Source organism: Roseomonas sp. USHLN139 (genome assembly GCF_037145735.1).
Classification (GTDB): Bacteria; Pseudomonadota; Alphaproteobacteria; order Acetobacterales; family Acetobacteraceae; genus Pseudoroseomonas.
Genome location: NZ_JBBCWY010000009.1, coordinates 96,641 through 119,292 on the forward strand (window position 1 = coordinate 96,641; position 22,652 = coordinate 119,292).

The following is a 22,652-nucleotide window of genomic DNA, read 5'->3' on the forward strand; positions in this document are numbered from 1 at the left end:
CCCTTGACCCTTTCGCCCGGCTTCCCGTAAGGCGATGCGCCACACGGGACCGGACGAGAACCAGGGTCATGACCGACGACGCGCGTAACCAGATGGAAATTCTCGCCGGCGCGCTGCCCTTCCTGAAGCGATATGATGACCAGATCATCGTCGTGAAGTATGGCGGCCACGCCATGGGCGAGGAGGCCGCCGCCGCCCGCTTCGGCCGCGACATGGCGCTGCTCGAGCAGATGGGCGTCAATCCCGTCGTGGTGCATGGCGGCGGGCCGCAGATCAACGCGATGCTCAAGCGGCTGAACGTGCAGTCGACCTTCGTCAACGGGCTGCGCGTCACCGATGCCGCCGTGGTCGACGTGGTCGAGATGGTCCTCTCGGGCACCGTCAACAAGCAGGTCGCCGACTGCATCACCCGGGCCGGCGCCATCTCGGTCGGCATCTCCGGCAAGGATGGCGGGCTGATCCGCGCCCGCAAGCTGACCCGCACCTATCGCGACCCCGACAGCAACATCGAGAAGGTGCTCGACCTCGGCTTCGTCGGCGAGCCCGAGCATGTCGACCCGCAGGTGCTGGAACTGCTGATCGCCGCCGATATCGTCCCGGTCGTGGCGCCGGTCGGCGTCGGCGCCGACGGGCAGACCTACAACATCAATGCCGATACCGCGGCCGGCGCCATCGCCGGTGCGCTGAACGCCTCGCGGCTGCTGATGCTGACCGATGTGCCCGGCGTGCTGGATGCCGAGAAGAAGCTGATCCCGGAGATGACGGTGGCCGAGGCGCGCGCCGGCATCGCCGCCGGCTGGATCTCGGGCGGCATGATCCCGAAGATCGAGACCTGCATCTATGCCATCGAGCAGGGGGTGAAGGGCGCCGTCATCGTCGATGGCCGCGTCCCCCATGCGGTGCTGATCGAGCTCTTCACCGATGGCGGCGCCGGCACGCTGATCCGGCCCTGACCGGCGGGACCGGGGGCATGGCGCCCGGTCCGTGCCGCACGGCGTTGACAGCAGTCTGGGCGACCCCGATACCGGCGCGACGGATTTCGTGCTGATCGGGGTTTCTGCCATGACGCTTGCCGCCACCATCGAGGCTCTCTGGGAGCGCCGCGCCGAGCTTTCCGCCGCCACCAAGGGCGCCGACCGCGAGGCGGTGGAGACCGCCCTCGAGCTGCTCGATTCGGGCCAGGCGCGCGTCGCCGAGCCGGACGGGCAGGGCGGCTGGAAGGTCAACCAGTGGCTGAAGCAGGCGGTGCTGCTGTCCTTCCGCCTGGAGGACAGCGCCGTCATGGAAGGCGGCTATTACGACAAGGTGCCGCTGAAGTTCGCCGGCTGGGGTGAGAACCGCTTCAAGGAAGCCGGCTTCCGCGCCGTTCCGGGCGCCGTGGTGCGCCGCTCGGCCTATATCGCGCCGGGCGTGGTGCTGATGCCCTCCTTTGTCAATCTGGGCGCCCGCGTCGACGCCAACACCATGATCGACACCTGGGCGACGGTCGGCTCCTGCGCGCAGATCGGCAAGAACTGCCACATCTCCGGCGGCGCCGGCATCGGCGGCGTGCTGGAGCCGCTGCAGGCCAATCCGGTGGTGATCGGCGACAACTGCTTCATCGGTGCCCGCTCGGAAGTGGCGGAAGGCGTCATCGTCGGCGATGGCGCGGTGCTGGCCATGGGCGTGTTCCTCGGCGCCTCGACCAAGATCATTGACCGCGCGACCGGCGAGGTCTTCATCGGCCAGGTGCCGCCCTATGCCGTCGTGGTGCCGGGCAGCCTGCCGGGCAAGAAGCTGCCGGACGGTACCCCGGGCCCCAGCCTCTACTGCGCCGTCATCGTCAAGCGGGTGGACGCGCAGACCCGCAGCAAGACCTCGATCAACGAGCTGCTGCGGGACTGAGCGCCGCCATGGACCCCGTGCCGCTGCTGCAGGCGCTGATCCGCTGCCCGAGCGTCACCCCGGCCGATGCCGGGGCGCTCTCGGTCCTGGAGGCGGCGCTGCGGCCGCTGGGCTTCGCCTGCACCCGGCTGCGCTTCGGCCCGGAGGGGGAGGAGGTGGAGAACCTCTTCGCCCGCCGCGGCACGGGCTCGCCGCATCTCTGCTTCGCCGGGCATACCGACGTGGTGCCGCCCGGCGACCGGGCCGGCTGGACCGCCGATCCCTTCGGCGCCGAGATCCGCGGCGGGCTGGTGATCGGGCGCGGGGCCACCGACATGAAGGGCGGCATCGCCGCCTGGATCGCCGCCATCGCCAGCCTGCCACGCGACCTGCCGGGCAGCCTGTCGCTGCTGATCACTGGCGATGAGGAAGGCCCCTCGGTCGATGGCACGGTGAAGGTTCTGGGCTGGATGGCCGAGAACGGCCAGCTCCCCGATGTCTGCGTGGTCGGCGAGCCGACCAGCAAGGCCGTCCTCGGCGACACCATCAAGATCGGCCGCCGCGGCAGCCTGAACGCCGCCATCACCCTGCACGGGGTGCAGGGCCATGCCGCCTATCCGCAGCGCGCCGACAACCCGGTGCACCGGCTGGTGCGCGTGCTGCACCGGCTGACCGCGCAGCCGCTCGACGCGGGCAGCGAATGGTTCGAGCCCTCGACCCTGCAGGTGACCAGCGTCGATGTCGGCAATCCGGCGACCAACGTGATCCCGGGCACGGCGCGGGCGAAGCTGAACATCCGCTTCAACGACCTGCATTCCTCGGCCTCGCTGATCGCCCGGCTGCGCGCCGCGCTGGATGCGGAAGAGGCGCGCTACGATCTCGACACCGTCTGCTCGGGCGAGAGCTTCCTGACCTCGCCCGGCCCCTTCGTCGATGCGCTGGTCGCGGCCACCGAGGCCGAGACGGGGGTGACGCCGAAGCTCGACACTGGCGGCGGCACCTCGGATGCCCGTTTCATCACCCGCTATTGCCCGGTGGCCGAGCTCGGCGCCGTGGGGACCACCATGCACAAGGCTGATGAATCGACCCCGGTGGAGGAGCTGCGCGCCTTGTCCCGCCTCTATGCCGGCGTCATCCGCCGTCTGACCGCCGGCTGACCGGCGGCATGCCGCCTCTGCCCGTCGGCGAGATCTATGCCGGGCTGCGCGGCGCGCTGCTGCTGGCCCGCGGCCGTGCCGAGGGCCTGGCCTGGATGCCCTCCGACGCCGGGGGGGCGGGGCGTTCCTTCTGGGCGGCCGCCCTCTGCCTGCCGATCTTCCTGGTCATGCGGCTGCTGCTCGACGGCGTCTCCGGGGACGCCGCGGCGGAGGCGGCGGCGATCGGCGGCAGCCTGGCCACGCCGCGCTCCGTCCTGGCGCAGCTGATCGGCTATGTGATCGGCTGGGTCGCCTTCGCGCTTGCGGCCCTGCCGATGGCCGAGCGGATGGGGCGTGGCGCGCTCTGGCCGCGGCTGGTGGCGACCTGGAACTGGGTCAACCTTCTCCAATACGCCATCCTGCTGGTTTTCACCCTGCTGTCGCGCTGGCTGCTGCCCGACGCGCTGCAGCCGGCGGCGAGCCTGGCCGGCATCGCCTATGCGCTGTGGCTGCAATGGTATGCGGCGCAGCTGGCGCTGGGCGTCGCCGGCTTCCAGGCGATCGGGCTGGTGCTGCTCGACCTGGCGCTCAGCCTGTTCCTCGCCGGGCTGGTGGCGCAGCTGTCGATCGGCTGAGCCGACCGCACAGCGCCGGCGCGATTGCGGAGTCTCGCTCCCGCAAAGCGATCTTGCTAAGGTTACGATGGTCGAAGGGTCGCGAGGGTTCAGCCAGCCTCCCCCGACTTCGATGGGAAGATCCCGTCGGCAAGCTCCGGCAAGCAGCGGGAAACGACACGAATGGCTGGCAAGCATGCAGGCGTGGCGCGGCGACGGGTGAGGGAAGCCGCCGATGGCGGAGGCCGGGCATGACCGCCCGCATCCTGGTCGTCGACGACATCGCCGCCAATCTGCGCCTGCTCGAGGCGCGGCTGAACGCCGAATACTACGAGGTCACCCTGGCCTCCTCCGGCCCCGAGGCGCTGCGGCGCGCCGAGGAATGGATGCCGGATGTCATCCTGCTCGACGTCATGATGCCGGGCATGGACGGCTATGAGGTCTGCCGCCGGCTGAAGGCCAATCCGGTCACGGCGCAGATCCCGGTGGTCATGGTCACCGCGCTGGTCGATCCGGCCGAGCGGGTGCGCGGGCTCGAGGCCGGCGCCGACGACTTCCTGTCGAAGCCGGTGGACCATCCCACCCTCTTCGCCCGGCTGCGCGCCCTGCTGCGCATGAAGCAGGTCCTGGATGCCTTCCGGCTGCGCACCGAGACCGCCCTCGATCTCGGCTTCGAGCCGCAGGAGCGGCCCTCCGAGAGCGTCGCCGGCGCCGCCGTGCTGCTGGCCACCGAGGATGTCAACGAGGCCGAGCTGCTGGGCAGCGTGCTGGCCGCCGAGGGCATCGTCCTGCAGCTGGCCGGCAGCCTCGCCGAGGCCTGGACGGCGCTGTCCCAGGGCCGCTTCGACCTGGCCATGCTCAGCCTGTCGCTGGAGGGGGGCGAGGGGCTGCGCCTGGCCTCCCGCCTGCGCGCCCAGGCCTCGACGCGCGACCTGCCGCTGCTGCTGGTCGCCGATGCCGACCAGCGGGCCCAGGTGCTGCGCGGCTTCGACCTCGGGGCCAATGACCATGTGCTGCGCCCGGTGGATCCGAACGAGCTGCGCGCCCGCATCCGCAACCAGATCCGGCGCCGGCGCTACCAGGAGCGGCTGCGCGCCGATCTGGACCGCTCGCTGGAGCTGGCGGTGACCGACAGCCTGACCGGGCTGCGCAACCGCCGCTATGTCACCCGGCATCTGGAGGGCCTGCTTCGGGCCGGGGCCGTCGCCGTGCTGCTGCTGGATGTCGACCGCTTCAAGGCGGTGAACGACACCCATGGCCATGCGGTGGGCGACCAGGTGCTGCGCGAGGTCGCCGGGCGGATGAAGGAGCATCTGCGCGCCGTTGACGTGGTGGCGCGGTTCGGCGGCGAGGAGTTCATCGTCGCCATGGCCGAGGCCCAGCAGGAGGAGGCGCTGCAGGTCGCCAACCGTCTGCGGCAGGCGATGGCCGAGCAGCCCGTGACGATCGGCCCGGCGCAGGCGCTGTCAATCACCGCCAGCATCGGCGTGGCCCTGACCGTGCAGGGGCAGAATCTGGCGTCGCTGGTGGCGGCGGCCGATTCGGCCCTCTACCGGGCCAAGGCCAATGGCCGCAACCGGGTGGAGCTGGCGGGGCCGGAGGACTGGAAGAAGAAGGACGCCGACGTCGCGTGACGTGGCCCGGCGTGTCGCAGCGCTCGCGGCTCGGGGCACGCGCGCAGCTTGGGGCAGGCGCAGGCCGGACACGAAAAAGGCCGCATCGGGTGATGCGGCCTTTGTCGTGTCGGGATCCTGAGATCCAGGCCGCGGCGAAGCCGCGGAACCGGATTACTTGATCTTCGACTCGCGGAACGCGACGTGCTTCCGGGCGACCGGATCGTACTTGCGCATTTCCATCTTCCCGGTGGTGTTCCGGGTGTTCTTCTTGGTCACGTAGAAGTAGCCGGTGTCAGCGGTGCTGACGAGCTTGATCAGGATGGTGTTCGACTTGGCCATGACGTTGTTCCGTGGGCGCCGTTGGGGCACCACAAGCCGGGCGACGCAAGGCCGCGCACCCGGGTGCGACGCGAATTGGCGCAACCTAGCCATCTGCGCCCGACAGTCAAGGGGAAGCTGCGTCGGAGAGGGCTTTTACCCCTGCTAGGCCGCTGTTTCGCCGCGAATCGGCGGTGAAACGGCGTTCAGCGGGGCAGCGCGGCGCGGTAGGTCGCGGGGCTGTTCAGCAGGGTGCGCGCCGCCTGCACATCGAGGTCGCGCCCCTCGGCCGGCGGGCAGCTGGCGCGGAGCGCGGTGACCTCGCTGGCCGGCACCGGCGGGCGGGCGAGGCGGGCGCGGGCCAGCACCGGGCCCATCGGCGGCTGCCCCTGGCCGAGCATCTGCAGCCCGTTGCGCAGCGCCTCGGCGCCCAGGCTGGTGCAGACCGCCGGCAGCACGCCGAGACCCTGCACCGGCCAGCCGCGCGGCGCCAGGACGCGCGACCAGGAGATCAGCACCTCCGCCCCGTTGGAGAGCGGGATGACGATCTGGATCAGCCCCTTGCCCAGGGTGGCGCTGCCGACCACCACGGCGCGGCCGCGATCGCCGAGCGCCGCGGCGACGATCTCGGCGGCCGAGGCGGTGCGGCCATCGACCATGACCACGACCGGCGCGCCCTGGGCCAGGTCGCCGCCGGCGGCATTCCAGATGCGCTGCGCCTCGGGATGCCGCCCCAGGCTCTGCGCCACGGGACCCTCCGCCAGGAAGGCGTCCGCCACGGTCATGGCCTGGGTCAGGATGCCGCCCCGGTTGCCGCGCAGGTCCAGCACGATGCCGCGCGGCGGCGCGCCCTGCGCGAAGGCGGCGTTCAGCGCGCTGGAGACCTGCTCGGTGGTGGCGGCGGAGAAGGCGGCGATGCGCATCCAGAGGATGCCATCCTGCGTCTCGGCCTGCAGCGGCTGCAGCAGCTGGCTGGTGCGGCGGAGCACCACGGACAGCCGCTGGCTGCCGCGGCGCAGCTCCAGCGCCACCTCGCTGCCCGGCGGACCCTCCAGCATCTCGGCCGCCAGGATGATGCGGCGAGCGGAGATGGCGACGCCGTCGATGCTGCGCAGCACGTCGCCTTCGCGAAGCCCCGCACGCGCCGCCTCGCCCTCCGGCGCCAGCGTCGCGATCACCAGCGTGTCGCGCGGCCCGGCGGCGACGCGCAGGCCGAGGCCGGACTGGCCGACCCGGCGCTGCCGCGCCTGCCAGGCCTCTTCCGCGGTGATGTAGCGGCTATAGGGATCGAGGTGGTTGAAGACCTCGTCGAAACCGGCCTGCAGCAGGCCCTCCATGCCGGCGCGGCGCAGCACCGGCGAGGCCTGCCAGGCCTCGGCATAGAAATGCGACAGGCTGTCGGCCAGGAGGTCGGGCATCGCGGTGGCCGGCAGCACCACGGCGGCGGCCGGCGGGCGGCCGCGCTGGCTGGCCTCGGTGGGGGCGCCGGCCGGGCCGCCGGGCAGCGGCGCCTCGCGCAGCAGGGCAGGGCCCTGGCGCAGCCGCAGCATGCCCTCCTGCACCTCTGCCACCAGGCTGGTGTCAAGCGCGCCGAGGCCGCGCAGCGACCACAGCGCCAGGTCGCCGGGCGCGGCGGCCTCGAGATGGCGGTCGATGATGGCGGTGAAGGCCTCGCGCAGCACGCTGCGCAGCTGCGGACGGGAGAAGGCCGATTCGCCCTGTGCCGAGGCCGGCGTCAGCAGGCTGGCGAGCAGCAGGAACAGCAGCAGCGCGACCATGCCGCGCAGCAGTGACGACAGGCTGCGCGCAGACCCCACCGGGGTGAGGGCGGCCGCGCCTAGCGCCGGTCCGGGCCGCGCCCGGCGGCTCCCTGCTTGCCCTGGGTCCGGCCGTTCTTCGGCGGCGCCCGCCGTACCCGGCTGCGCCGCGCACCCGGTGCCGGCGCGATCCCCTCCAGCAACTGGAAGCGCAGCCCGCCGGTCAGCGGCACGGCTTCGGCCAGGCGCACCTCCACGGCCTGCCCCAGGGTGAAGGCAAGACGCGTAGAGCGGCCGGAAAGCCGGTGCTCGGCTTCCTCGTAAGTCCATTGATCGTCCGGCAGGGATGACGATGGCACGAGTCCGCTCGCACCATTCTCCTCAACCGTGACGAAGAGACCGAAGCGTGTCACCCCTGAAATCCGCGCGGCGAATATGCTGCCGACGCGGGACGCCATGTGGCGCGTCAGATAGCGCTCCAGCGCCTCGCGCTCGGCCGCCGCAGCGCGCCGCTCGGTGCGGGTGATGTGCTCGGCGGTGTCGGCCAGGCGCTCGATCTCGGCCTCCTGCAGCCCGTCCTCGCCGAGCCGCAGCCCGCGCACCAGGGCGCGGTGCACGACCAGATCGGCATAGCGGCGGATCGGGCTGGTGAAATGGGCGTAGCGCGACAGCGCCAGGCCGAAATGGCCAATGTTGTCGGGGCTGTAGGCGGCCTGGGACTGCGCGCGCAGCACCGTCTCGTGCAGCAGCCGCGCCTCGGGCCGCTCGCGCATGCGGTCGAGCAGGGCGGCGAAGTGGCGCGGCCGCAGCTCGCCGGCGGCGGGCAGGTCGAGCTCCAGCGAATCGAGGAACTGCCGCAGCGCCTCCAGCTTCTCGTCGGAGGGCCGGTCATGCACGCGGTAGAGGCAGGGCTGGCGCAGCCGCTCCAGCTCCTCCGCCGCGCAGACATTGGCGGCGACCATGAACTCCTCGATCAGCCGGTGCGAGTCGAGGCGGGCGCGCGGCAGCACGTCGCGCACCTCGCCCTCGGCATCCATCACCACGCGGCGTTCCGGCAGGTCGAGATCGAGCGTGCCGCGCCGCTCGCGCGCCGCCTGCAGCACGGCGAAGGCGCCGTAGAGATGCTCGATCTGCGCCGCGACCGCGGGTTGTGGCGCGCCGGGGGTGCGGGTCGCCTGCACCGCCTCATAGGTCAGCCGCGCCGCCGAGCGCATCAGCCCGCGGCCGAAACGATGCCCGATCTTCTGGCCCTGCGCGTCAAAGCGCATCTCGACGAAAAGGCAGCCGCGCTCCTCGCCCGGGCGCAGGCTGCAGAGGCCGTTGGACAGCGCCTCGGGCAGCATCGGCACGACGCGATCGGGGAAATAGACGCTGTTGCCGCGGCCCCAGGCGGCGCGGTCGAGCGCGCTGCCCGGGCGGACATAATGGGCAACGTCGGCGATGGCGACGACCAGCTTCCAGCCGCTGCCCTCGGGCTCGGCCCAGACCGCATCGTCGAAGTCGCGCGCGTCGTCGCCGTCGATGGTCACCAGCGGCAGCTCGCGCAGGTCGGTGCGGCCGGCGAGGTCGACCGGCTGCGCCGCGGCGGCCTCGTCCAGCGCCGCCTGATCGAAGCTGTCGGGGATCCGGTGCGCGTGGATGCACAGCAGAGACACCGCGCGCGGCGCGTCCATCGGGCCGAGCCGCTCGGTGACGCGGGCCGGGCTCAGGCCGAAGGGGCGGCCGGGCAGCGGCTCGGCCAGCACCAGCTCGCCGTCCACGGCATCGAGCGCGTCTTCCGGCGCCACGCTCCATTCGGCGCGGGCACGCTTATCGGTGGGCTGCAGCCGGCCGTCGCGATAGACACCGAGAAGGCGCGCCGGCGCGCCCATGCCCAGCCGCTTGAAGGTGCGGCCCTCGTAGCGGCCCGGGCCGATCGGCTTCAGCCGCGCCACCACCCGCTCGCCGGGGGCCAGCGCCGGCTGGCCGGGGCGTTCGGGGCGCATATGGACCAGCGGCGCGCGGCCACTGCCTTCCCAGGCCAGCGGGCGGGCCAGGGGCTCGCCCTCCGTGTCGGTGCCGAAGACCTCGACCGCCGCCATCTCGGGCAGGCGGCCGGCGGGCTGCGGCTTGCGGCCGGCCTGGACCAGGGCGCCTTCGCGCTCCAGCACCTTCAGCAGGTCGCGCAGCGCCGGGCGCTGCTCGCTGGTCAGGCCGAAATGCCGGGCGATCTCGCTCTTGCCCGGGCGGCCCTGGGCCTCGCGCAGATAGCGCCGCAGCGCCTCGCGCGAGGGCAGGGCCGGGGCCGCCGTCCCGGGAGCGGCGTCCGGCGCGTCCGGGGGCGTCTCCCCGGGCCTGCTCAAGCCTTGGCCTTCGCCGCGCTCTTGGCCTTGGCCGGTGCCTTGGCGGCCGCCGTCTTCGCCCGCGCGGCCGGCGCCTTGGCCGTGCCCGCCTTGGCAGACGCAGTCTTGGCAGCGGTGGCCTTGGCCGCCGTCGCCTTGGCGGGCGCCTTGCGCGCCGGCTTCGGCGCTGCCTCCTCGGTTGCCTCGGCGGCCGGCTTGGCCTTGCCCTTGGCCTTGCTGGCGGTCTTGCCGGCAACTCCCTTCTTGCCGAGCGGCGGCAGCTTCTTGCCCTTCTCGGCCAGCAGCAGGACGGCCTGCTCGAGGGTCACGTCCTCCATCTGCGTGCCGCGCGGCAGGCTGGCCACCATGCCGGCATGCTGGGCATAGGGGCCGAAGCGGCCGCGCTTCACCTCGACCGGCTCGCCATCCTTCGGATGCGGGCCGAGGCCGCGCACCTTCGCCTTGGCATCGGCCAGCAGCGTGACCGCACGGTTGATGCCGATGCTGAGGACGTCGTCATCCTTGTCGATCGACTTGAAGATGCTGCCCATCTTCACATAGGGGCCGAAGCGGCCGATGGCGGTGGTGATCTCCTCGCCCGTCTCGGGATGCAGGCCGATGATGCGGGGCAGGGACAGCAACGCCAGGCCGCGCTCCAGGTCGATCGAATCCGGGTCCATGCCGCGCGCCAGGCTGGTGCGCTTCGGCTTCACCGCCTTGCCCTTGGCGTCGGTGCTGCCCTCGCCGAGCTGGACGTAGAGGCCATAGGGGCCGCGGCGCAGCGTCACCTGGGCACCGCTGACCGGATCGGTGCCCAGCTCCTTGATGCCGCCATTCAGCGCGGCCTCTCCCTCGGCCTCGGCGCCGGCCACCGAGAGCGGCCGGGTGTGGCGGCATTCCGGATAGTTCGAGCAGCCGATGAAGGCGCCGTTGCGGCCGAGCCGCAGGCCGAGCCGGCCCTGGCCGCAGGCCGGGCAGGCGCGCGGATCGCCGCCATCGGCGGGCTGCGGGAAGAAGTGCGGCCCCAGCTCCTCGTCCAGCGCGTCGATGACGGCGCTGATGGTCAGGTCCTTGGTGGCGACGATCGCCGCGTTGAAGTCCTGCCAGAAGTCGCGCATCACGGCGCGCCAGTCGGCCCGGCCGTCGGAGATCTCGTCGAGCTTCTCCTCCAGCGTCGCGGTGAAGCCGGTGTCCACGTAGCGCTCGAAGAAGTTCACCAGGAAGGCGGTGACCAGCCGGCCGCGGTCCTCGGGCACGAAGCGCCGCTTGTCGATCTTGACGTAGTCGCGGTCCTGCAGGGTCTGCAGGATCGAGGCGTAGGTGGAGGGGCGGCCGATGCCGAGCTCCTCCATCTTCTTCACCAAGCTGGCCTCGGAATAGCGCGGCGGCGGCTGGGTGAAGTGCTGGTCGGCCTGAGCCGCGGTCAGCTTCGCCGGATCCTTCTCGCGCATCGGCGGCAGGGTGCGGCTGTCCTCGTCCTCGCTGCCGGCGGCACCGGCCGGGGCGTCGTCGACATCCTCGCGATACAGCTTCAGGAAGCCGTCGAAGGCGATGACGCTGCCGGTGGCGCGCAGCTTGGTCCGGCCCGAGGGCTCGACCAGCTCGACCGCGGTCTGGTCCAGCTCGGCCGACTGCATCTGGCTTGCCACCGCGCGCTTCCAGACCAGCTCGTAGAGCCGGCGCTGCTCGGGCGAGAGGAAGCGGGCGACCTGCTCCGGCGTGCGGGTCACGTCGGTCGGGCGGATCGCCTCATGCGCCTCCTGGGCATTCTTCGCCTTGGAGGAATATTCGCGCGGCGCGGCGGGCACGTAGTCGGGGCCGAAGGCCGACTTCACGTGGTCGCGGATGGCGAACATCGCCTCCCGCGCCATCTGCACGCCGTCGGTCCGCATATAGGTGATCAGGCCGACGGTCTCGCCCTGGATGTCGACGCCTTCATACAGCTGCTGCGCCTGGCGCATCGTCTGCTGCGCGCCGAAGCCCAGCTTGCGCGAGGCCTCCTGCTGCAGGGTCGAGGTGGTGAAGGGCGGCGGCGGGTTGCGGCGGCTGCGCTTCTTCTCGACGCTGGCAATGGAGAAGCTGCCGGCCTCGACGGCGGCCTTGGCGCGGTTGGCGCTGGCCGCGTCGTTCAGGTCGAACTGCTCGAGCCGCTTGCCGTCCAGATGGGTCAGCCGGGCGGCGAAGGGGGCACCGGCGGCGGTCAGGAAGCGCCCCTCGACCGTCCAGTACTCGCGCGCCCGGAACACCTCGATCTCGGCCTCGCGCTCGCAGATCAGGCGCAGGGCCACCGACTGCACGCGGCCGGCCGAGCGGCTGCCCGGCAGCTTGCGCCACAGCACGGGGGAGAGGGTGAAGCCCACCAGGTAGTCCAGCGCGCGGCGCGCCAGATAGGCGTCGATCAGCGGCGTGTCGAGATCACGCGGATGGGCCACCGCATGCTGGATGGCGCGCTTGGTGATCTCGTTGAAGGTGATCCGGTGGACGGTGACGCCCTTCAGCGCGCCCTTCTGCCGCAGCATCTCCTGCACGTGCCAGGAGATCGCCTCGCCCTCGCGATCCGGGTCGGTGGCCAGATAGAGGTTGCGCGCGCCCTTGACCGCCTTGGCGATGGCCGCGACCTGCTTCTCGCCGCGATCCTCCGCCGTCCAGTCCATGGCGAAGTCCTCGTCCGGGCGGACGCTGCCATCCTTGGCGGGCAGGTCGCGCACATGGCCGAAGCTGGCCAGCACGGTGAAATCCTGCCCGAGATACTTGTTGATGGTCTTCGCCTTGGCCGGCGATTCGACGACGACGACGTCGGTCATGGCGGGTGCGATGCGCTTTCTCTGCTCACCCCGGGGCGGAACTGCCTGGGGCGGAACTGCTGAACGGCTCAGTCGGTGCTTCTACGGCAATCCGCTGCGGACCACCCGGTTTCCCGGCAGGACTTCGATCCGTCCCTCCAGCTCGAGTTCGAACAGCAGGGCCTGCACCGCAGCGGCAGAGAGGTGGCAGCGTCGCATCAACTCGTCAACCACAACCGGCGAAGCGCCTATCAGATCAAGCAGTTGCGCCGCCGGCCCGGCCGTGCCGGGCGGCGGGGACGGCGCGTCGGGCAGGTTTTTCGGCATCGGGCGGGGGGCGAGCAGCGGTGCGTCGCGCGGCCCGGCGGGCAGGTTCGCGAGCACATCCTCGGCCCGCTCGGTCAGCCAGGCGCCCTGCCGCAGCAGATCGTTAGCCCCTGCCGAGCGCGGGTCCAGCGGGCTGCCCGGCACGGCGAAGATCTCCCGCCCGGCCTCCAGGGCGAGCCGCGCGGTCATCAGCGTGCCGGAGTTCAGCGCCGCCTCGACCACCACCACGCCGAGGCTCAGCCCGGCGATGATCCGGTTGCGGCGCGGAAAATGGCGGGCGATCGGGGCGGTGCCGAGCGGTGCCTCGGCCACCACCGCGCCGTGCTCGGCGATCAGCCCCTGCAGCTCCGCGTGCTCCGGCGGATAGGCGCGATCCAGCCCGCCGGGGATGACGGCGATGGTCCTGCCGCCGCGCAGCGCCCCCACATGCGCGGCGCCATCGATGCCGCGCGCCAGGCCGGAGGTGACGACGATGCCGGCGCGCGCCAGTTCCTCGGCCAGCTCGCTGGCGAAGCGGCGGCCGAGGGCCGAGGCATGGCGGGCGCCGACCAGCGCCACCTGGCGCTGCCGCAGCAGGCCGATCTCGCCGATCACGGCCAGTGCCGGCGGCGCGTCGGCCAACTGCGCCAGCAGCGGCGGGTAGTCGGGGTCGTCGAGGAAGATGAAGCGGCCGCCCATGCCGGCCACGGCGTCGAGCTCGCGCTGGACCCGGGCGGGCGAGGGCGGGCGGTAGACCAGGCCACGCCCGGCCCCGGGCAGGGCATCCAGCACGGCGGCGGCGCTGCCATGGCGGGTTAGCAGGCGGCGGAAGGTCAGCGGGCCGATGCCCTCGGTGCGGGCCAGCCTGAGCCGGGCCAGCGCGCTGTCTTCCGCCGCCAGGGTCATGCCCGCGTCATGTCTTGCGGCCGATCCGCGGCTCGGTGCCGGCCAGCAGGCGGCGGATGTTCTCGTGGTGGCGGGCGATGATGATCGCGGCCAGGACCAGGGCGAAGCCGGCCAGCAGCCGGTCGCCGGCGAGCAGCGCGATCACCGGCGCCGCGGCGCAGGCGGTCAGCGCCGAGGCCGAGGAGATCCGCGTCACCTTGGCCATGACCACCCAGATCACCGCGCAGACCAGGCCGAGCCACCAGGCGGCGGCCAGCAGCACGCCGGCGCCGGTGGCGACGCCCTTGCCGCCCTTGAAGCCGAGCCAGACCGGGAAGACATGGCCGATCAGCGCGGCCAGGCCGGCCAGCAGCCCGGCCTCGCGGCCCCAGAGCGCGGAGAGCAGCAGCACCGGCACCACGCCCTTCAGCGCGTCCAGCAGCAGCGTCGCCGCCGCCACCTTCTTGTTGCCGGTGCGCAGCACGTTGGTCGCGCCGATATTGCCGCTGCCGATCTGGCGGATGTCGCCGAGACCGGCGGCGCGCGTCAGCAGCAGCCCATAGGGCACCGAGCCCGAGAGATAGCCGATGACGGCCGCCGCCAGCAGCAGCATCAGCCGAACACCCGCCGGCCGGCCTTCCAGGTGCCCAGCACCCGGCCTTCCAGGGCGCGGCCGTCGAAGGGCGAGTTCTGCGCCTTGCCGGGCAGCTTGCCGGCCTCGACCTTCCAGGCGCGCTCCAGGTCGAAGAGCACCAGGTCGGCCGGCGCGCCACGCTCCAGCCGGCCGGCCTCGATGCCCAGCAGGGCGGCCGGGCGGCTGGTCAGCAGCGCCAGCGCGGCGCCCAGCGCCAGGTCGCCGGCATGGACGCGGGCGAGGGTGATGCCCAGCAGCGTCGCCAGCCCGGTGCCGCCGGCCGAGGCCTGGGCGAAGGGCAGGCGCTTGTCGTCCGGATCGGCCGGCTGGTGGTCGGAGGCGATGGCGTCGATGGTGCCATCGGCCAGGGCCGCGACCACCGCCAGCCGGTCCTCCTCCCGCCGCAGCGGCGGGGAGAGCTTGGCATAGGTGCGGAAATCGCCGATCGCCGTCTCGTTCAGGTCGAAATAGGGCGGCGCGGTGTCGCAGGTGACCTGCAGCCCCTCGGCCTTGGCGCCGCGGATCAGCGCCAGCGCCGCCGCCGTCGAGACATGGGCGAAGTGCACATGGCCGCCGGTCAGCCGGGCGAGGGCGATGTCGCGCATCACCATCATGGCCTCCGCCGCCGGCGGGATGCCGGGCAGGCCCATGCGGGTGGCCTGCTCGCCCTCGGTGGCGGCGCCGCCCTTGGCCAGGGCCGGCTCCTCCGGGTGCTGCACGACGAAGGCGCCGAAGGCCCGGGCATAGGACAGCGCCAGCCGCATGGTGCGGGCATTGGCGATCGCCTTGCCGCCATCGGTGAAGGCGATGGCGCCGGCCTCCTTCAGCAGGCCGAACTCGGACAGCTCCTGCCCGGCGCAGCCCTTGGTGGCGGCGCCATAGGGCAGCACGGACAGGCTGCCGGTGGCCTCGCCCTTGCGCAGCAGGAACTGCACCAGCGCCGGATCGTCCAGCGCCGGCTGGGTGTCGGGCAGGGCGCAGACCGTGGTGATGCCGCCGGCGGCCGCGGCGATGGCCGCCGATTCGATGGTCTCGCGGTATTCGGCGCCGGGCTCGCCCAGCGCCGCGCGCAGGTCGACCAGGCCGGGCGCCAGCACGGCGCCGCCGCAGTCGATGACGGTGGCGCCGTCCGGCTGGCCGAGCGAGCCGCCATGGTCGGCGATGCGGCCGCCGCTGACCAGCAGGCTGCCGGGGGCGTCGAGGCCGCTGGCCGGATCGACCAGCCGCGCATTGACGAAAAGGGTGTCGGGGATGGTGGTCAGGGACATCGGAGGGGTCACCGCGCGTTGCGACGCTGGTTGCGCGAGAGGATGTCGAGCACCGCCATGCGGACCGCGACCCCCATTTCCACCTGCTCGCCGATGACGCTGCGCACCGGGTCGTCGGCGATGGCGCTGTCGATCTCGACGCCGCGGTTCATCGGGCCGGGATGCATGACGATGGCATCCGGCTTGGCCACCGCCAGCTTGGCGGCGTCCAGCCCGTAGAAGCGGAAGAACTCGCGGGCGGAGGGCACCAGGCCGCCGGCCATGCGCTCCTTCTGCAGGCGCAGCATCATGACGACGTCGGCGTCCTTCAGCCCGGCCTTCATGTCGTGGAAGACCTCGACGCCGAGCCGCCCGGCCTCGGAGGGCATCAGCGTCGGCGGGCCGACCAGCCGGACCCGGCAGTTCATCGCCAGCAGCAGGTGGATGTTGCTGCGCGCCACCCGGCTGTGCAGCACGTCGCCGCAGATGGCGACGGTCAGGTTCTCCAGCCGGCCCTTGCGGCGGCGGATGGTCAGCGCGTCGAGCAGCGCCTGGGTCGGGTGCTCATGTGTGCCGTCGCCGGCATTGATCACCGCGGCATCGACCTTCTGGCTCAGCAGCGCCGGGGCGCCGGACTGGGCGTGGCGCACCACCAGCAGGTCGCAATGCATGGCGTTCAGGGTCGAGGCGGTGTCGAGCAGCGTCTCCCCCTTGTTCACGCTGCTGTTCGAGACCGACATGTTGATCACGTCGGCGCCCAGCCGCTTGCCGGCCAGCTCGAAGCTGGTGCGGGTGCGGGTGCTGTCCTCGAAGAACAGGTTGATCAGCGTCTGGCCTTTCAGCAGGTCGCGCTGGGTCTTCCCGCTGCGGTTCAGCAGGGCATAGGATTCCGCCAGATCGAGCAGATCGGCGATATAGGGCGGCTCCAGACCCTGCAGGGCGAGGAGGTGCCGGTGAGGATAGGGCAGCATGAGGACCAGTCCGGCTAGAGGCGGAGGACCATAGCCAGAGGTGGCGCCGGCCGGAAGGGGCGCGCTGCGGGACAGCCGGCCCGGCCGAGGGCCCGGGCCCTGCGCCAGACCGGGCGCGGCGCCGCCGGCCTCAGCCTTCCGGCGCGGCCAGGCGGGGCAGGGAGAGCAGCAGCCGCAGCAATTCGCCCTGGCGGTTGGTGCCGGTCTTGGCCAGCAGCGACTGCACCTGGCTGCGCAGCGTGGTCAGGCGGACGCCCCGCTGCGTCGCCACCTCCTCGACGCTGAGGCCGGTGGCCAGGCTGGCGGCGACCTCGGCCTCGGCCCGCGTCACGCCGAACATGGCGATCACCTGGTCGGCCAGCTGGTTCGGCCGGGCATTGGGATCGGTCACCATCAGCAGGGCGAGCGGACCGGGCAGGATCGGCAACGCGCCGAGGCCGAGCGGCGCGCCGCGCGTCTCCGGCTGGAACGGCACCAGCATCAGCGCCATGGCCAGTCGCCCATCGGCCCGGCCGCAGCGCATCGAGCCGCCGCTGCGCGGCGCGCCGCCGCTGACGGTGGCCTGGGCGAGCAGGGTCGCGAACATCGCATCGCCGCCCGGCTGCAGCAGGCGCAGCCGGCCCTCGGCGGTCTGCAGCATCGGGCCGCCGCGGTCGAGCAGCATCCGCCGGGCCGTCCGGTTCATGAACAGCGGCCGGCGGTCCGGCTTCAGGATGGCCAGGCCGATCGCCAGCTCATCCACCGCGGCGAAGCCGATGCCGGCCACCGCCTGGCTGCTGCGCAGCCGGTCCTCGACCCGGATGGCGCGCAGCATATGGGGCCAGAGCCGGCTGATCAGCAGCGACTGCTCGGCGGTGAAGGGGCCGGCCTCGCGCGGCCGGGCCAGGCCGAGCACCAGCATCTTGTCATCCAGCTCGCCCCGGCTGTGCGCGGCGTAGAAGGCATTGCCCATGCGGTGGCGCAGCAGGTCGTTGTAGAGTTCGGAACCCTCGAGCTCGGCCTCGCTGAGATAGTCCTGGCTGAGATGGGTGTGGGCGCCCAGCGCCGGGTCCTGCCGCTGCAGGAAGACATCCCGGGTGAAGAAATGGCTCTCGTAATCGGCGACGACATCGGCGGGCAGGTTGCGGGCCGCCAGCACCGCGGTCCGCTGCTGCCGCGCGTCGCAGAGATGCAGCGCCGCCGTCTGGGCGCCGACCATCTCGGCCACGTCGTCGATGATGTCCGGCCAGCCACGCTCCCCGGTCGGGCCGGTGGCCAGAGCGTAGATATCCCCGATCAGCGAAGCCAGGCGATCCTCTGCCATGCCGGACCTTGTGCTACCGCGCTGCCGCACTCTGACCGATCGGCTGCTGTTGCGCCAGGGTAAGGTTAACGGAAGCGTGAACTCAACCTGTCACCGTGGCCAGCTTGCCGCGGTCTGCGAGGCGTCCAGCGCGGCCTGCAGCATGTAGGCGGCCGCCGCGGCGTCGACCGCCCTGGCCCGCTTCGCCCGGGTCAGGTCGGCCTCCTGGATCAGCATGCGGTTGACCGCGGCCGAGGACAGCCGCTCGTCCCACAGCGCGGCTGGCAGGCCGGTGGCGGCCGAGAGGGCGATGGCCCAGTCCTTCGCCGCCTGGGCGGCCGGGCCGAAGCTGCCATCGAGGCCGAGCGGCAGGCCGACCACCAGCCCGGCGGCACCCTCCCGCGCCGCGATGGCGGCGATCTCGGCCGCATTGACGCCGAGCTTGGCCCGGGCCAGGCCGCGATACGGGCTGGCCAGCATCAGGGAGACGTCGGACAGGGCAACGCCGACGGTCTTCTTCCCCGGATCCAGGCCGATCAGCCGCTGACCGGGGGAAAGGGCGGCACGGAGCTCGCTCAGGTTGATGATGGGCATGCCGGTGTTTATGGTCCGGCCCCGTTTGCGCGCAAACCCGACCTGTCACTTCCGGAAGAAAAACAGAATGTCGCTCGACACCGCCACAGTCCGGCGCGTCGCCTCGCTTGCCCGCCTCAGGGTGGAGGAGGCCGACCTGCCCCGCCTCGAGGCCGAACTCAACGGTATCCTGGGCTGGATCGAGCAGCTCCAGGCGGTCGACACCACGGGCGTCGAGCCGATGGCCGGCGGTGGCGCCGAGAAGCTGCGCCTGCGCGAGGACAAGGTCACCGATGGCGGCATCCAGCAGCAGGTGCTGGCCAATGCGCCGGACCGCGCGGACGTCTTCTTCTCGGTTCCCAAGGTGGTGGAGTAAGCCGCGATGACCGCCCCGACCGATTTCACCATCGCCGGCGCCCGCGCCGCCCTGGCCCGTCGCGAGATCAGCGCGACCGAGCTGGCGACCGCGCATCTGGACGCCATCGCCGCGCTGAACCCGCGGATCAACGCCTATATCACGGTCACCCCCGAGGCCGCCCTGGCCCAGGCCGCCGCCGCCGACGCGGCGCTGGCCAAGGGCGAGGCCGGGCCGCTCACCGGCATCCCGCTGGCGGTGAAGGACCTGTTCTGCACCGCCGGCATCCGCACCACGGCGGCCAGCAAGATCCTCGGCGAGTTCAAGCCGCCCTATGAGAGCACGGTGACCAGCCAGCTGCTGCGCGATGGCGCGGTCTTCCTGGGCAAGGCCAATCTGGACGAGTTCGCCATGGGCTCCTCCAACGAGAGCTCGGCCTTCGGCGGTGTCGAGAACCCCTGGAAGCGCCAGGGCGACGAGGCCGTGCTGGTGCCCGGCGGCTCCTCCGGCGGCTCGGCCGCGGCGGTTGCGGCGCGGCTGGCGCTGGGTGCGACGGCCACCGACACCGGCGGCTCGATCCGCCAGCCGGCGGCCTTCTGCGGCGTCGTCGGCATCAAGCCGACCTATGGCCGCTGCTCGCGCTTCGGCATCGTGGCCTATGCCTCCAGCCTCGACCAAGCCGGGCCGGTGGCGCGCACCGTCGAGGATTGCGCCCTGCTGCTGAACTCCATGGCCGGGTTCGATCCGAAGGATTCGACCAGCGCCGACCGCGCCGTGCCGGATTTCGCCGCCGCCGTGGCGCGGGGGGTGAAGGGCCTGCGCATCGGCATCCCGCGCGAATACCGCGTCGAGGGCCTGTCGCCCGAGATCGACGCGCTGTGGCGCCAGGGCATGGACTGGCTGAAGGCCGAGGGCGCGACCCTGGTCGACATCAGCCTGCCGCACACCCAGTACGCGCTGCCGACCTATTATATCGTGGCGCCGGCCGAGGCCTCCTCCAACCTCGCCCGCTATGACGGCGTGCGCTTCGGCCTGCGCGAGGAAGGGGCGGACCTCAAGGAGCTCTATGAGCGCAGCCGCGCCGCCGGCTTCGGCGCCGAGGTGAAGCGCCGCATCCTGATCGGCACCTACGTCCTCTCGGCCGGCTATTACGACGCCTATTACGTCAAGGCGCAGCAGGTGCGGGCGCTGATCAAGCGCGACTTCGACCAGGCCTGGGGCCAGGTCGACGCCATCCTGACCCCCGCCACGCCCACCGCCGCCTTCGGGCGGAACGAGACGCAGGACGACCCTGTGGCCATGTATCTGAACGACGTCTTCACCATCACCGCCAATCTGGCGGGCATCCCGGGCATGTCGGTCCCCGCCGGGCTCGACGCCCGCGGCCTGCCGCTCGGCCTGCAGATCCTCGGCCGTCCCTTCGACGAGGAGACGGTCTTCGCCGTCGGCGGCGCCATCGAGCGTGTCGCCGGTTTCACCGCCACCCCGTCGGTGAGGGCCGCGGCATGAGCTACACCATCGAAGGCAGCACCGGCACCTGGGAGGTCGTCATCGGCCTCGAGGTGCATGCCCAGGTGACCTCGGAGGCGAAGCTGTTCAGCGGCGCCGCCACCACCTTCGGCGCCGAGCCGAACAGCCAGGTCAGCTTCGTCGATGCCGGCTTCCCCGGCATGCTGCCGGTGATCAATGGCGAGTGCGTGGCGCAGGCGGTGCGCACCGGCCTCGGGCTGAACGCCCAGGTCAATCTGTGGTCGCGCTTCGACCGCAAGAACTATTTCTACGCCGACCTTCCGCAGGGCTACCAGATCAGCCAGTTCGCCTATCCCATCATCGGCACCGGCCAGATCGAGATCCAGCTGGCCGATGGCAGCACCAAGCAGATCGGCATCACCCGCCTGCATCTGGAGCAGGATGCCGGCAAGTCGCTGCACGACCAGCATCCGACCAAGAGCTACATCGACCTGAACCGGTCGGGCGTGGCGCTGATGGAAATCGTCTCCGAGCCGGACCTGCGCTCGCCGGAGGAGGCGGGTGCCTACCTGACGAAGCTTCGCCAGATTCTGCGCTATCTCGGCACCTGCGACGGCAACATGGAGCAGGGCTCGCTGCGCGCGGATGTCAACGTCTCGGTCCGCAAGCCGGGCGAGGGCTTCCGCACCCGCTGCGAGGTCAAGAACGTCAACTCGATCCGCTTCGTCATGCAGGCGGTCGAGGCCGAGGCGCGGCGCCAGGTCGAGCTCTGGGAAGGCGGCGAGGAGGTGGTGCAGGAGACCCGCCTGTTCGACACCACCCGCGGCGTGACGCGCTCCATGCGCTCCAAGGAGGATGCGCATGACTACCGCTACTTCCCCGATCCCGACCTGCCGCCGCTGGTGATCGAGCAGGCCTGGGTCGACCAGCTGAAGGCCGCCCTGCCGGAGCTGCCGGATGCCCGGCGCGCCCGCTATGTCGGCGATTTCGGCCTGACGCCCTATGACGCCCATGTGCTGACGCTGGAGAAGGAGACGGCCGCCTTCTACGAGACCGTCGCCAAGGGCCGCGATCCCAAGGTCGCCGCCAACTGGCTGACCGGCGACTTCTTCGCCGGCCTCAACCGCACCGGCCACTCGATCGGCGACAGCCCGGTGACCGCGGCGCATCTGGGCGAGCTGCTCGACCTGATCGCCGACAACACCCTCTCCGGCAAGCTGGCCAAGGAGGTGCTGGAGGTGATGTTCGAGACCGGCAAGGCGCCGGGCGTGCTGGTCGAGGAGCGCGGGTTGAAGCAGGTGACCGACACCGGCGCGATCGAGGCGGTGATCGACCAGGTGATGGCCGCCAATGCCGGCAAGGTCGAAGAGTATCGCAGCGGCAAGGACAAGCTGTTCGGCTTCTTCGTCGGCCAGACGATGAAGGCGATGCAGGGCAAGGGCAATCCGGCCCTGGTCAACGAGCTGCTGAAGAAGAAGCTGGGCTGACCGCCCGGCTTTCCCGATGGCGCCGGGGCTGACGCAGGCCCCGGCGCGTGCTTCCCTGTCGGCAAGATCGGCAGAGGAAGCGCCAGACCATGATCACCCTCTACACCTGGAACACTCCCAACGGCCGCAAGATCAGCGTAGCCCTGGAGGAGATGGGGCTGCCCTACAAGGTCGAGGTCGTCGACATCACCAAGGGCCAGCAGTTCCAGCCGGATTTCCTGAAGATCTCGCCCAACAACCGGATCCCGGCGATCGTTGATGACGAGGGGCCGGGCGGCCAGCCGGTCAGCGTCTTCGAATCGGGCGCGATCCTGCTCTACCTGGCGGAGAAGACGGGGCGCTTCCTGCCGGCCGATCCGCGCGGGCGCATCGCCGTTTGGGAATGGCTGATGTGGCAGATGGGCGGCTTCGGCCCGATGCCGGGGCAGGTGCATCATTTCCTGGGGCGGCCCGAAGGCCCGGCCCGCGACTATGGGCTCGAGCGCTACGGCGCCGAGACGCGCCGCCTCTATGGCGTGCTCGACCGCCGCCTGGCCGGCCGCGACTTCGTGGCGACCGAGGGCGAGCCCAGCATCGCCGATTTCGCCATCCTTGGCTGGGCCTGGCGGCACGAGCGCCACAAGGTCGACTTCGCCGACTTCCCCGCCGTCGGCGCCTGGTATGCGCGCATGATGGCGCGGCCGGGCGTGACGCGGGGCATGGCGGCGCATCTGGGCTGAAATGCGGGGAGGGGGCAGGGCGGCGAGACCTTCGCCGTTCTATCCCCAGCTTTTTCGCCCAAAACTGCCCTGCACGATTTGACGGCGGCAGGTCGGGACGCTAGAAGCAGCCTCGCATACGCCGTGTAACTTCAAGTCCCTGCGGAGGGGTGGCCGAGTGGCCGAAGGCGGCGGTTTGCTAAACCGTTAAAGGGAGATAATCCCTTTCGTGGGTTCGAATCCCATCCCCTCCGCCACTTCCCTATGTTTTCTGCGAGTTTCCGGCCGGTCGGCCCGATCTACCCCCAACGCTACCCCCAACGCGGCAGAGGCTTG

19 protein-coding genes and 1 tRNA gene are annotated in these 22,652 nt (G+C 71.6%); 10 read left to right on the forward strand and 10 right to left on the reverse strand.

Features of this window, described 5'->3' with window-relative positions:
- Window positions 1-68: 68 nt before the first annotated feature.
- From argB to WFI16_RS21790, 5 genes are all read left to right on the forward strand, one after another.
- Window positions 69-953, forward strand: a complete 885-nt coding sequence (argB, locus tag WFI16_RS21770) for an acetylglutamate kinase (protein WP_076955733.1) — start codon at window positions 69-71, stop codon at window positions 951-953.
- A gap of 109 nt (window positions 954-1,062) precedes the next feature.
- A complete protein-coding gene (dapD, locus tag WFI16_RS21775; RefSeq protein ID WP_419900003.1) occupies window positions 1,063-1,884 on the forward strand; it encodes a 2,3,4,5-tetrahydropyridine-2,6-dicarboxylate N-succinyltransferase in 822 nt (273 codons plus the stop codon).
- 8 nt (window positions 1,885-1,892) lie between these two features.
- On the forward strand, window positions 1,893-3,020 hold the full coding sequence (gene dapE, locus WFI16_RS21780; RefSeq protein WP_419899956.1) for a succinyl-diaminopimelate desuccinylase: 1,128 nt from the start codon (window positions 1,893-1,895) through the stop codon (window positions 3,018-3,020).
- Between the two features lie 8 nt (window positions 3,021-3,028).
- The gene (locus WFI16_RS21785) at window positions 3,029-3,634 is read left to right on the forward strand and encodes a hypothetical protein (RefSeq protein ID WP_419899957.1); all 606 of its coding nucleotides are present in this window, start codon (window positions 3,029-3,031) and stop codon (window positions 3,632-3,634) included.
- Between the two features lie 230 nt (window positions 3,635-3,864).
- On the forward strand, window positions 3,865-5,247 hold the full coding sequence (locus tag WFI16_RS21790) for a PleD family two-component system response regulator (RefSeq protein ID WP_419899958.1): 1,383 nt from the start codon (window positions 3,865-3,867) through the stop codon (window positions 5,245-5,247).
- 153 nt (window positions 5,248-5,400) lie between these two features.
- Here WFI16_RS21790 and rpmG read toward each other — a convergent pair whose 3' ends face one another.
- From rpmG to ruvX, 10 genes are all read right to left on the reverse strand, one after another.
- Window positions 5,401-5,568 (reverse strand): 50S ribosomal protein L33, encoded by a 168-nt coding sequence (gene rpmG, locus WFI16_RS21795; RefSeq protein ID WP_076955738.1) that lies wholly within the window; start codon window positions 5,566-5,568, stop codon window positions 5,401-5,403.
- A 185-nt stretch (window positions 5,569-5,753) separates the two neighbouring features.
- Window positions 5,754-7,364: a S41 family peptidase gene (locus WFI16_RS21800; protein WP_419899959.1), complete on the reverse strand. Its 1,611-nt coding sequence runs from the start codon at window positions 7,362-7,364 to the stop codon at window positions 5,754-5,756.
- A 20-nt stretch (window positions 7,365-7,384) separates the two neighbouring features.
- Entirely contained in the window at window positions 7,385-9,646 is a 2,262-nt protein-coding gene (gene rnr, locus WFI16_RS21805; RefSeq protein WP_419899960.1) for a ribonuclease R, read from the reverse strand.
- Window positions 9,643-12,429: a type I DNA topoisomerase gene (gene topA / locus WFI16_RS21810; protein ID WP_419899961.1), complete on the reverse strand. Its 2,787-nt coding sequence runs from the start codon at window positions 12,427-12,429 to the stop codon at window positions 9,643-9,645. Before topA ends, rnr begins: the two co-directional genes overlap by 4 nt.
- 81 nt (window positions 12,430-12,510) lie before the next feature.
- Window positions 12,511-13,620 (reverse strand): DNA-processing protein DprA, encoded by a 1,110-nt coding sequence (dprA, locus tag WFI16_RS21815; RefSeq protein WP_419899962.1) that lies wholly within the window; start codon window positions 13,618-13,620, stop codon window positions 12,511-12,513.
- 7 nt (window positions 13,621-13,627) lie between these two features.
- The gene (plsY, locus tag WFI16_RS21820) at window positions 13,628-14,212 is read right to left on the reverse strand and encodes a glycerol-3-phosphate 1-O-acyltransferase PlsY (RefSeq protein ID WP_419899963.1); all 585 of its coding nucleotides are present in this window, start codon (window positions 14,210-14,212) and stop codon (window positions 13,628-13,630) included.
- Window positions 14,212-15,501 (reverse strand): dihydroorotase, encoded by a 1,290-nt coding sequence (locus WFI16_RS21825; RefSeq protein ID WP_442970720.1) that lies wholly within the window; start codon window positions 15,499-15,501, stop codon window positions 14,212-14,214. The genes plsY and WFI16_RS21825 overlap by 1 nt, the downstream gene beginning before the upstream one ends.
- Before the next feature lie 8 nt (window positions 15,502-15,509).
- Window positions 15,510-16,451 (reverse strand): aspartate carbamoyltransferase catalytic subunit, encoded by a 942-nt coding sequence (locus WFI16_RS21830; protein ID WP_419899964.1) that lies wholly within the window; start codon window positions 16,449-16,451, stop codon window positions 15,510-15,512.
- Window positions 16,452-16,581: 130 nt separating this feature from the next.
- On the reverse strand, window positions 16,582-17,754 hold the full coding sequence (locus WFI16_RS21835; protein ID WP_419899965.1) for a helix-turn-helix transcriptional regulator: 1,173 nt from the start codon (window positions 17,752-17,754) through the stop codon (window positions 16,582-16,584).
- Between the two features lie 90 nt (window positions 17,755-17,844).
- Window positions 17,845-18,327, reverse strand: coding sequence for a Holliday junction resolvase RuvX (ruvX, locus tag WFI16_RS21840; RefSeq protein ID WP_419899966.1), 483 nt, complete (start codon window positions 18,325-18,327; stop codon window positions 17,845-17,847).
- Between the two features lie 67 nt (window positions 18,328-18,394).
- Between ruvX and gatC the strand changes: the two genes are divergently transcribed.
- The 5 genes from gatC to WFI16_RS21865 all read left to right on the forward strand — a co-directional run bounded on the left by gatC (window position 18,395) and on the right by WFI16_RS21865 (window position 22,573).
- Window positions 18,395-18,682, forward strand: a complete 288-nt coding sequence (gatC, locus tag WFI16_RS21845; RefSeq protein ID WP_419899967.1) for an Asp-tRNA(Asn)/Glu-tRNA(Gln) amidotransferase subunit GatC — start codon at window positions 18,395-18,397, stop codon at window positions 18,680-18,682.
- 6 nt (window positions 18,683-18,688) lie between these two features.
- Window positions 18,689-20,170 carry an Asp-tRNA(Asn)/Glu-tRNA(Gln) amidotransferase subunit GatA gene (gene gatA, locus WFI16_RS21850; protein ID WP_419899968.1) on the forward strand — a complete coding sequence of 494 codons (1,482 nt, stop codon included), beginning with the start codon at window positions 18,689-18,691 and terminating at the stop codon, window positions 20,168-20,170.
- Window positions 20,167-21,618 carry an Asp-tRNA(Asn)/Glu-tRNA(Gln) amidotransferase subunit GatB gene (gene gatB / locus WFI16_RS21855; RefSeq protein ID WP_419899969.1) on the forward strand — a complete coding sequence of 484 codons (1,452 nt, stop codon included), beginning with the start codon at window positions 20,167-20,169 and terminating at the stop codon, window positions 21,616-21,618. Before gatA ends, gatB begins: the two co-directional genes overlap by 4 nt.
- Window positions 21,619-21,707: 89 nt before the next feature.
- A complete protein-coding gene (locus tag WFI16_RS21860; protein ID WP_419899970.1) occupies window positions 21,708-22,337 on the forward strand; it encodes a glutathione S-transferase family protein in 630 nt (209 codons plus the stop codon).
- 143 nt (window positions 22,338-22,480) lie between these two features.
- A tRNA-Ser gene (locus WFI16_RS21865) sits at window positions 22,481-22,573 on the forward strand.
- Window positions 22,574-22,652 lie beyond the last annotated feature (79 nt).

Coding starts and splice junctions, on each gene's coding strand:
- argB (WP_076955733.1), top strand. CDS start 69: ATGACCGACGACGCGCGTAACCAGATGGAAATTCTCGCCGGCGCGCTG.
- dapD (WP_419900003.1), top strand. CDS start 1,063: ATGACGCTTGCCGCCACCATCGAGGCTCTCTGGGAGCGCCGCGCCGAG.
- dapE (WP_419899956.1), top strand. CDS start 1,893: ATGGACCCCGTGCCGCTGCTGCAGGCGCTGATCCGCTGCCCGAGCGTC.
- WFI16_RS21785 (WP_419899957.1), top strand. CDS start 3,029: ATGCCGCCTCTGCCCGTCGGCGAGATCTATGCCGGGCTGCGCGGCGCG.
- WFI16_RS21790 (WP_419899958.1), top strand. CDS start 3,865: ATGACCGCCCGCATCCTGGTCGTCGACGACATCGCCGCCAATCTGCGC.
- rpmG (WP_076955738.1), bottom strand. CDS start 5,568: ATGGCCAAGTCGAACACCATCCTGATCAAGCTCGTCAGCACCGCTGAC.
- topA (WP_419899961.1), bottom strand. CDS start 12,429: ATGACCGACGTCGTCGTCGTCGAATCGCCGGCCAAGGCGAAGACCATC.
- dprA (WP_419899962.1), bottom strand. CDS start 13,620: ATGACCCTGGCGGCGGAAGACAGCGCGCTGGCCCGGCTCAGGCTGGCC.
- plsY (WP_419899963.1), bottom strand. CDS start 14,212: ATGCTGCTGCTGGCGGCGGCCGTCATCGGCTATCTCTCGGGCTCGGTG.
- WFI16_RS21825 (WP_442970720.1), bottom strand. CDS start 15,501: ATGTCCCTGACCACCATCCCCGACACCCTTTTCGTCAATGCGCGGCTG.
- WFI16_RS21830 (WP_419899964.1), bottom strand. CDS start 16,451: ATGCTGCCCTATCCTCACCGGCACCTCCTCGCCCTGCAGGGTCTGGAG.
- WFI16_RS21835 (WP_419899965.1), bottom strand. CDS start 17,754: ATGGCAGAGGATCGCCTGGCTTCGCTGATCGGGGATATCTACGCTCTG.
- ruvX (WP_419899966.1), bottom strand. CDS start 18,327: ATGCCCATCATCAACCTGAGCGAGCTCCGTGCCGCCCTTTCCCCCGGT.
- gatC (WP_419899967.1), top strand. CDS start 18,395: ATGTCGCTCGACACCGCCACAGTCCGGCGCGTCGCCTCGCTTGCCCGC.
- gatA (WP_419899968.1), top strand. CDS start 18,689: ATGACCGCCCCGACCGATTTCACCATCGCCGGCGCCCGCGCCGCCCTG.
- gatB (WP_419899969.1), top strand. CDS start 20,167: ATGAGCTACACCATCGAAGGCAGCACCGGCACCTGGGAGGTCGTCATC.
- WFI16_RS21860 (WP_419899970.1), top strand. CDS start 21,708: ATGATCACCCTCTACACCTGGAACACTCCCAACGGCCGCAAGATCAGC.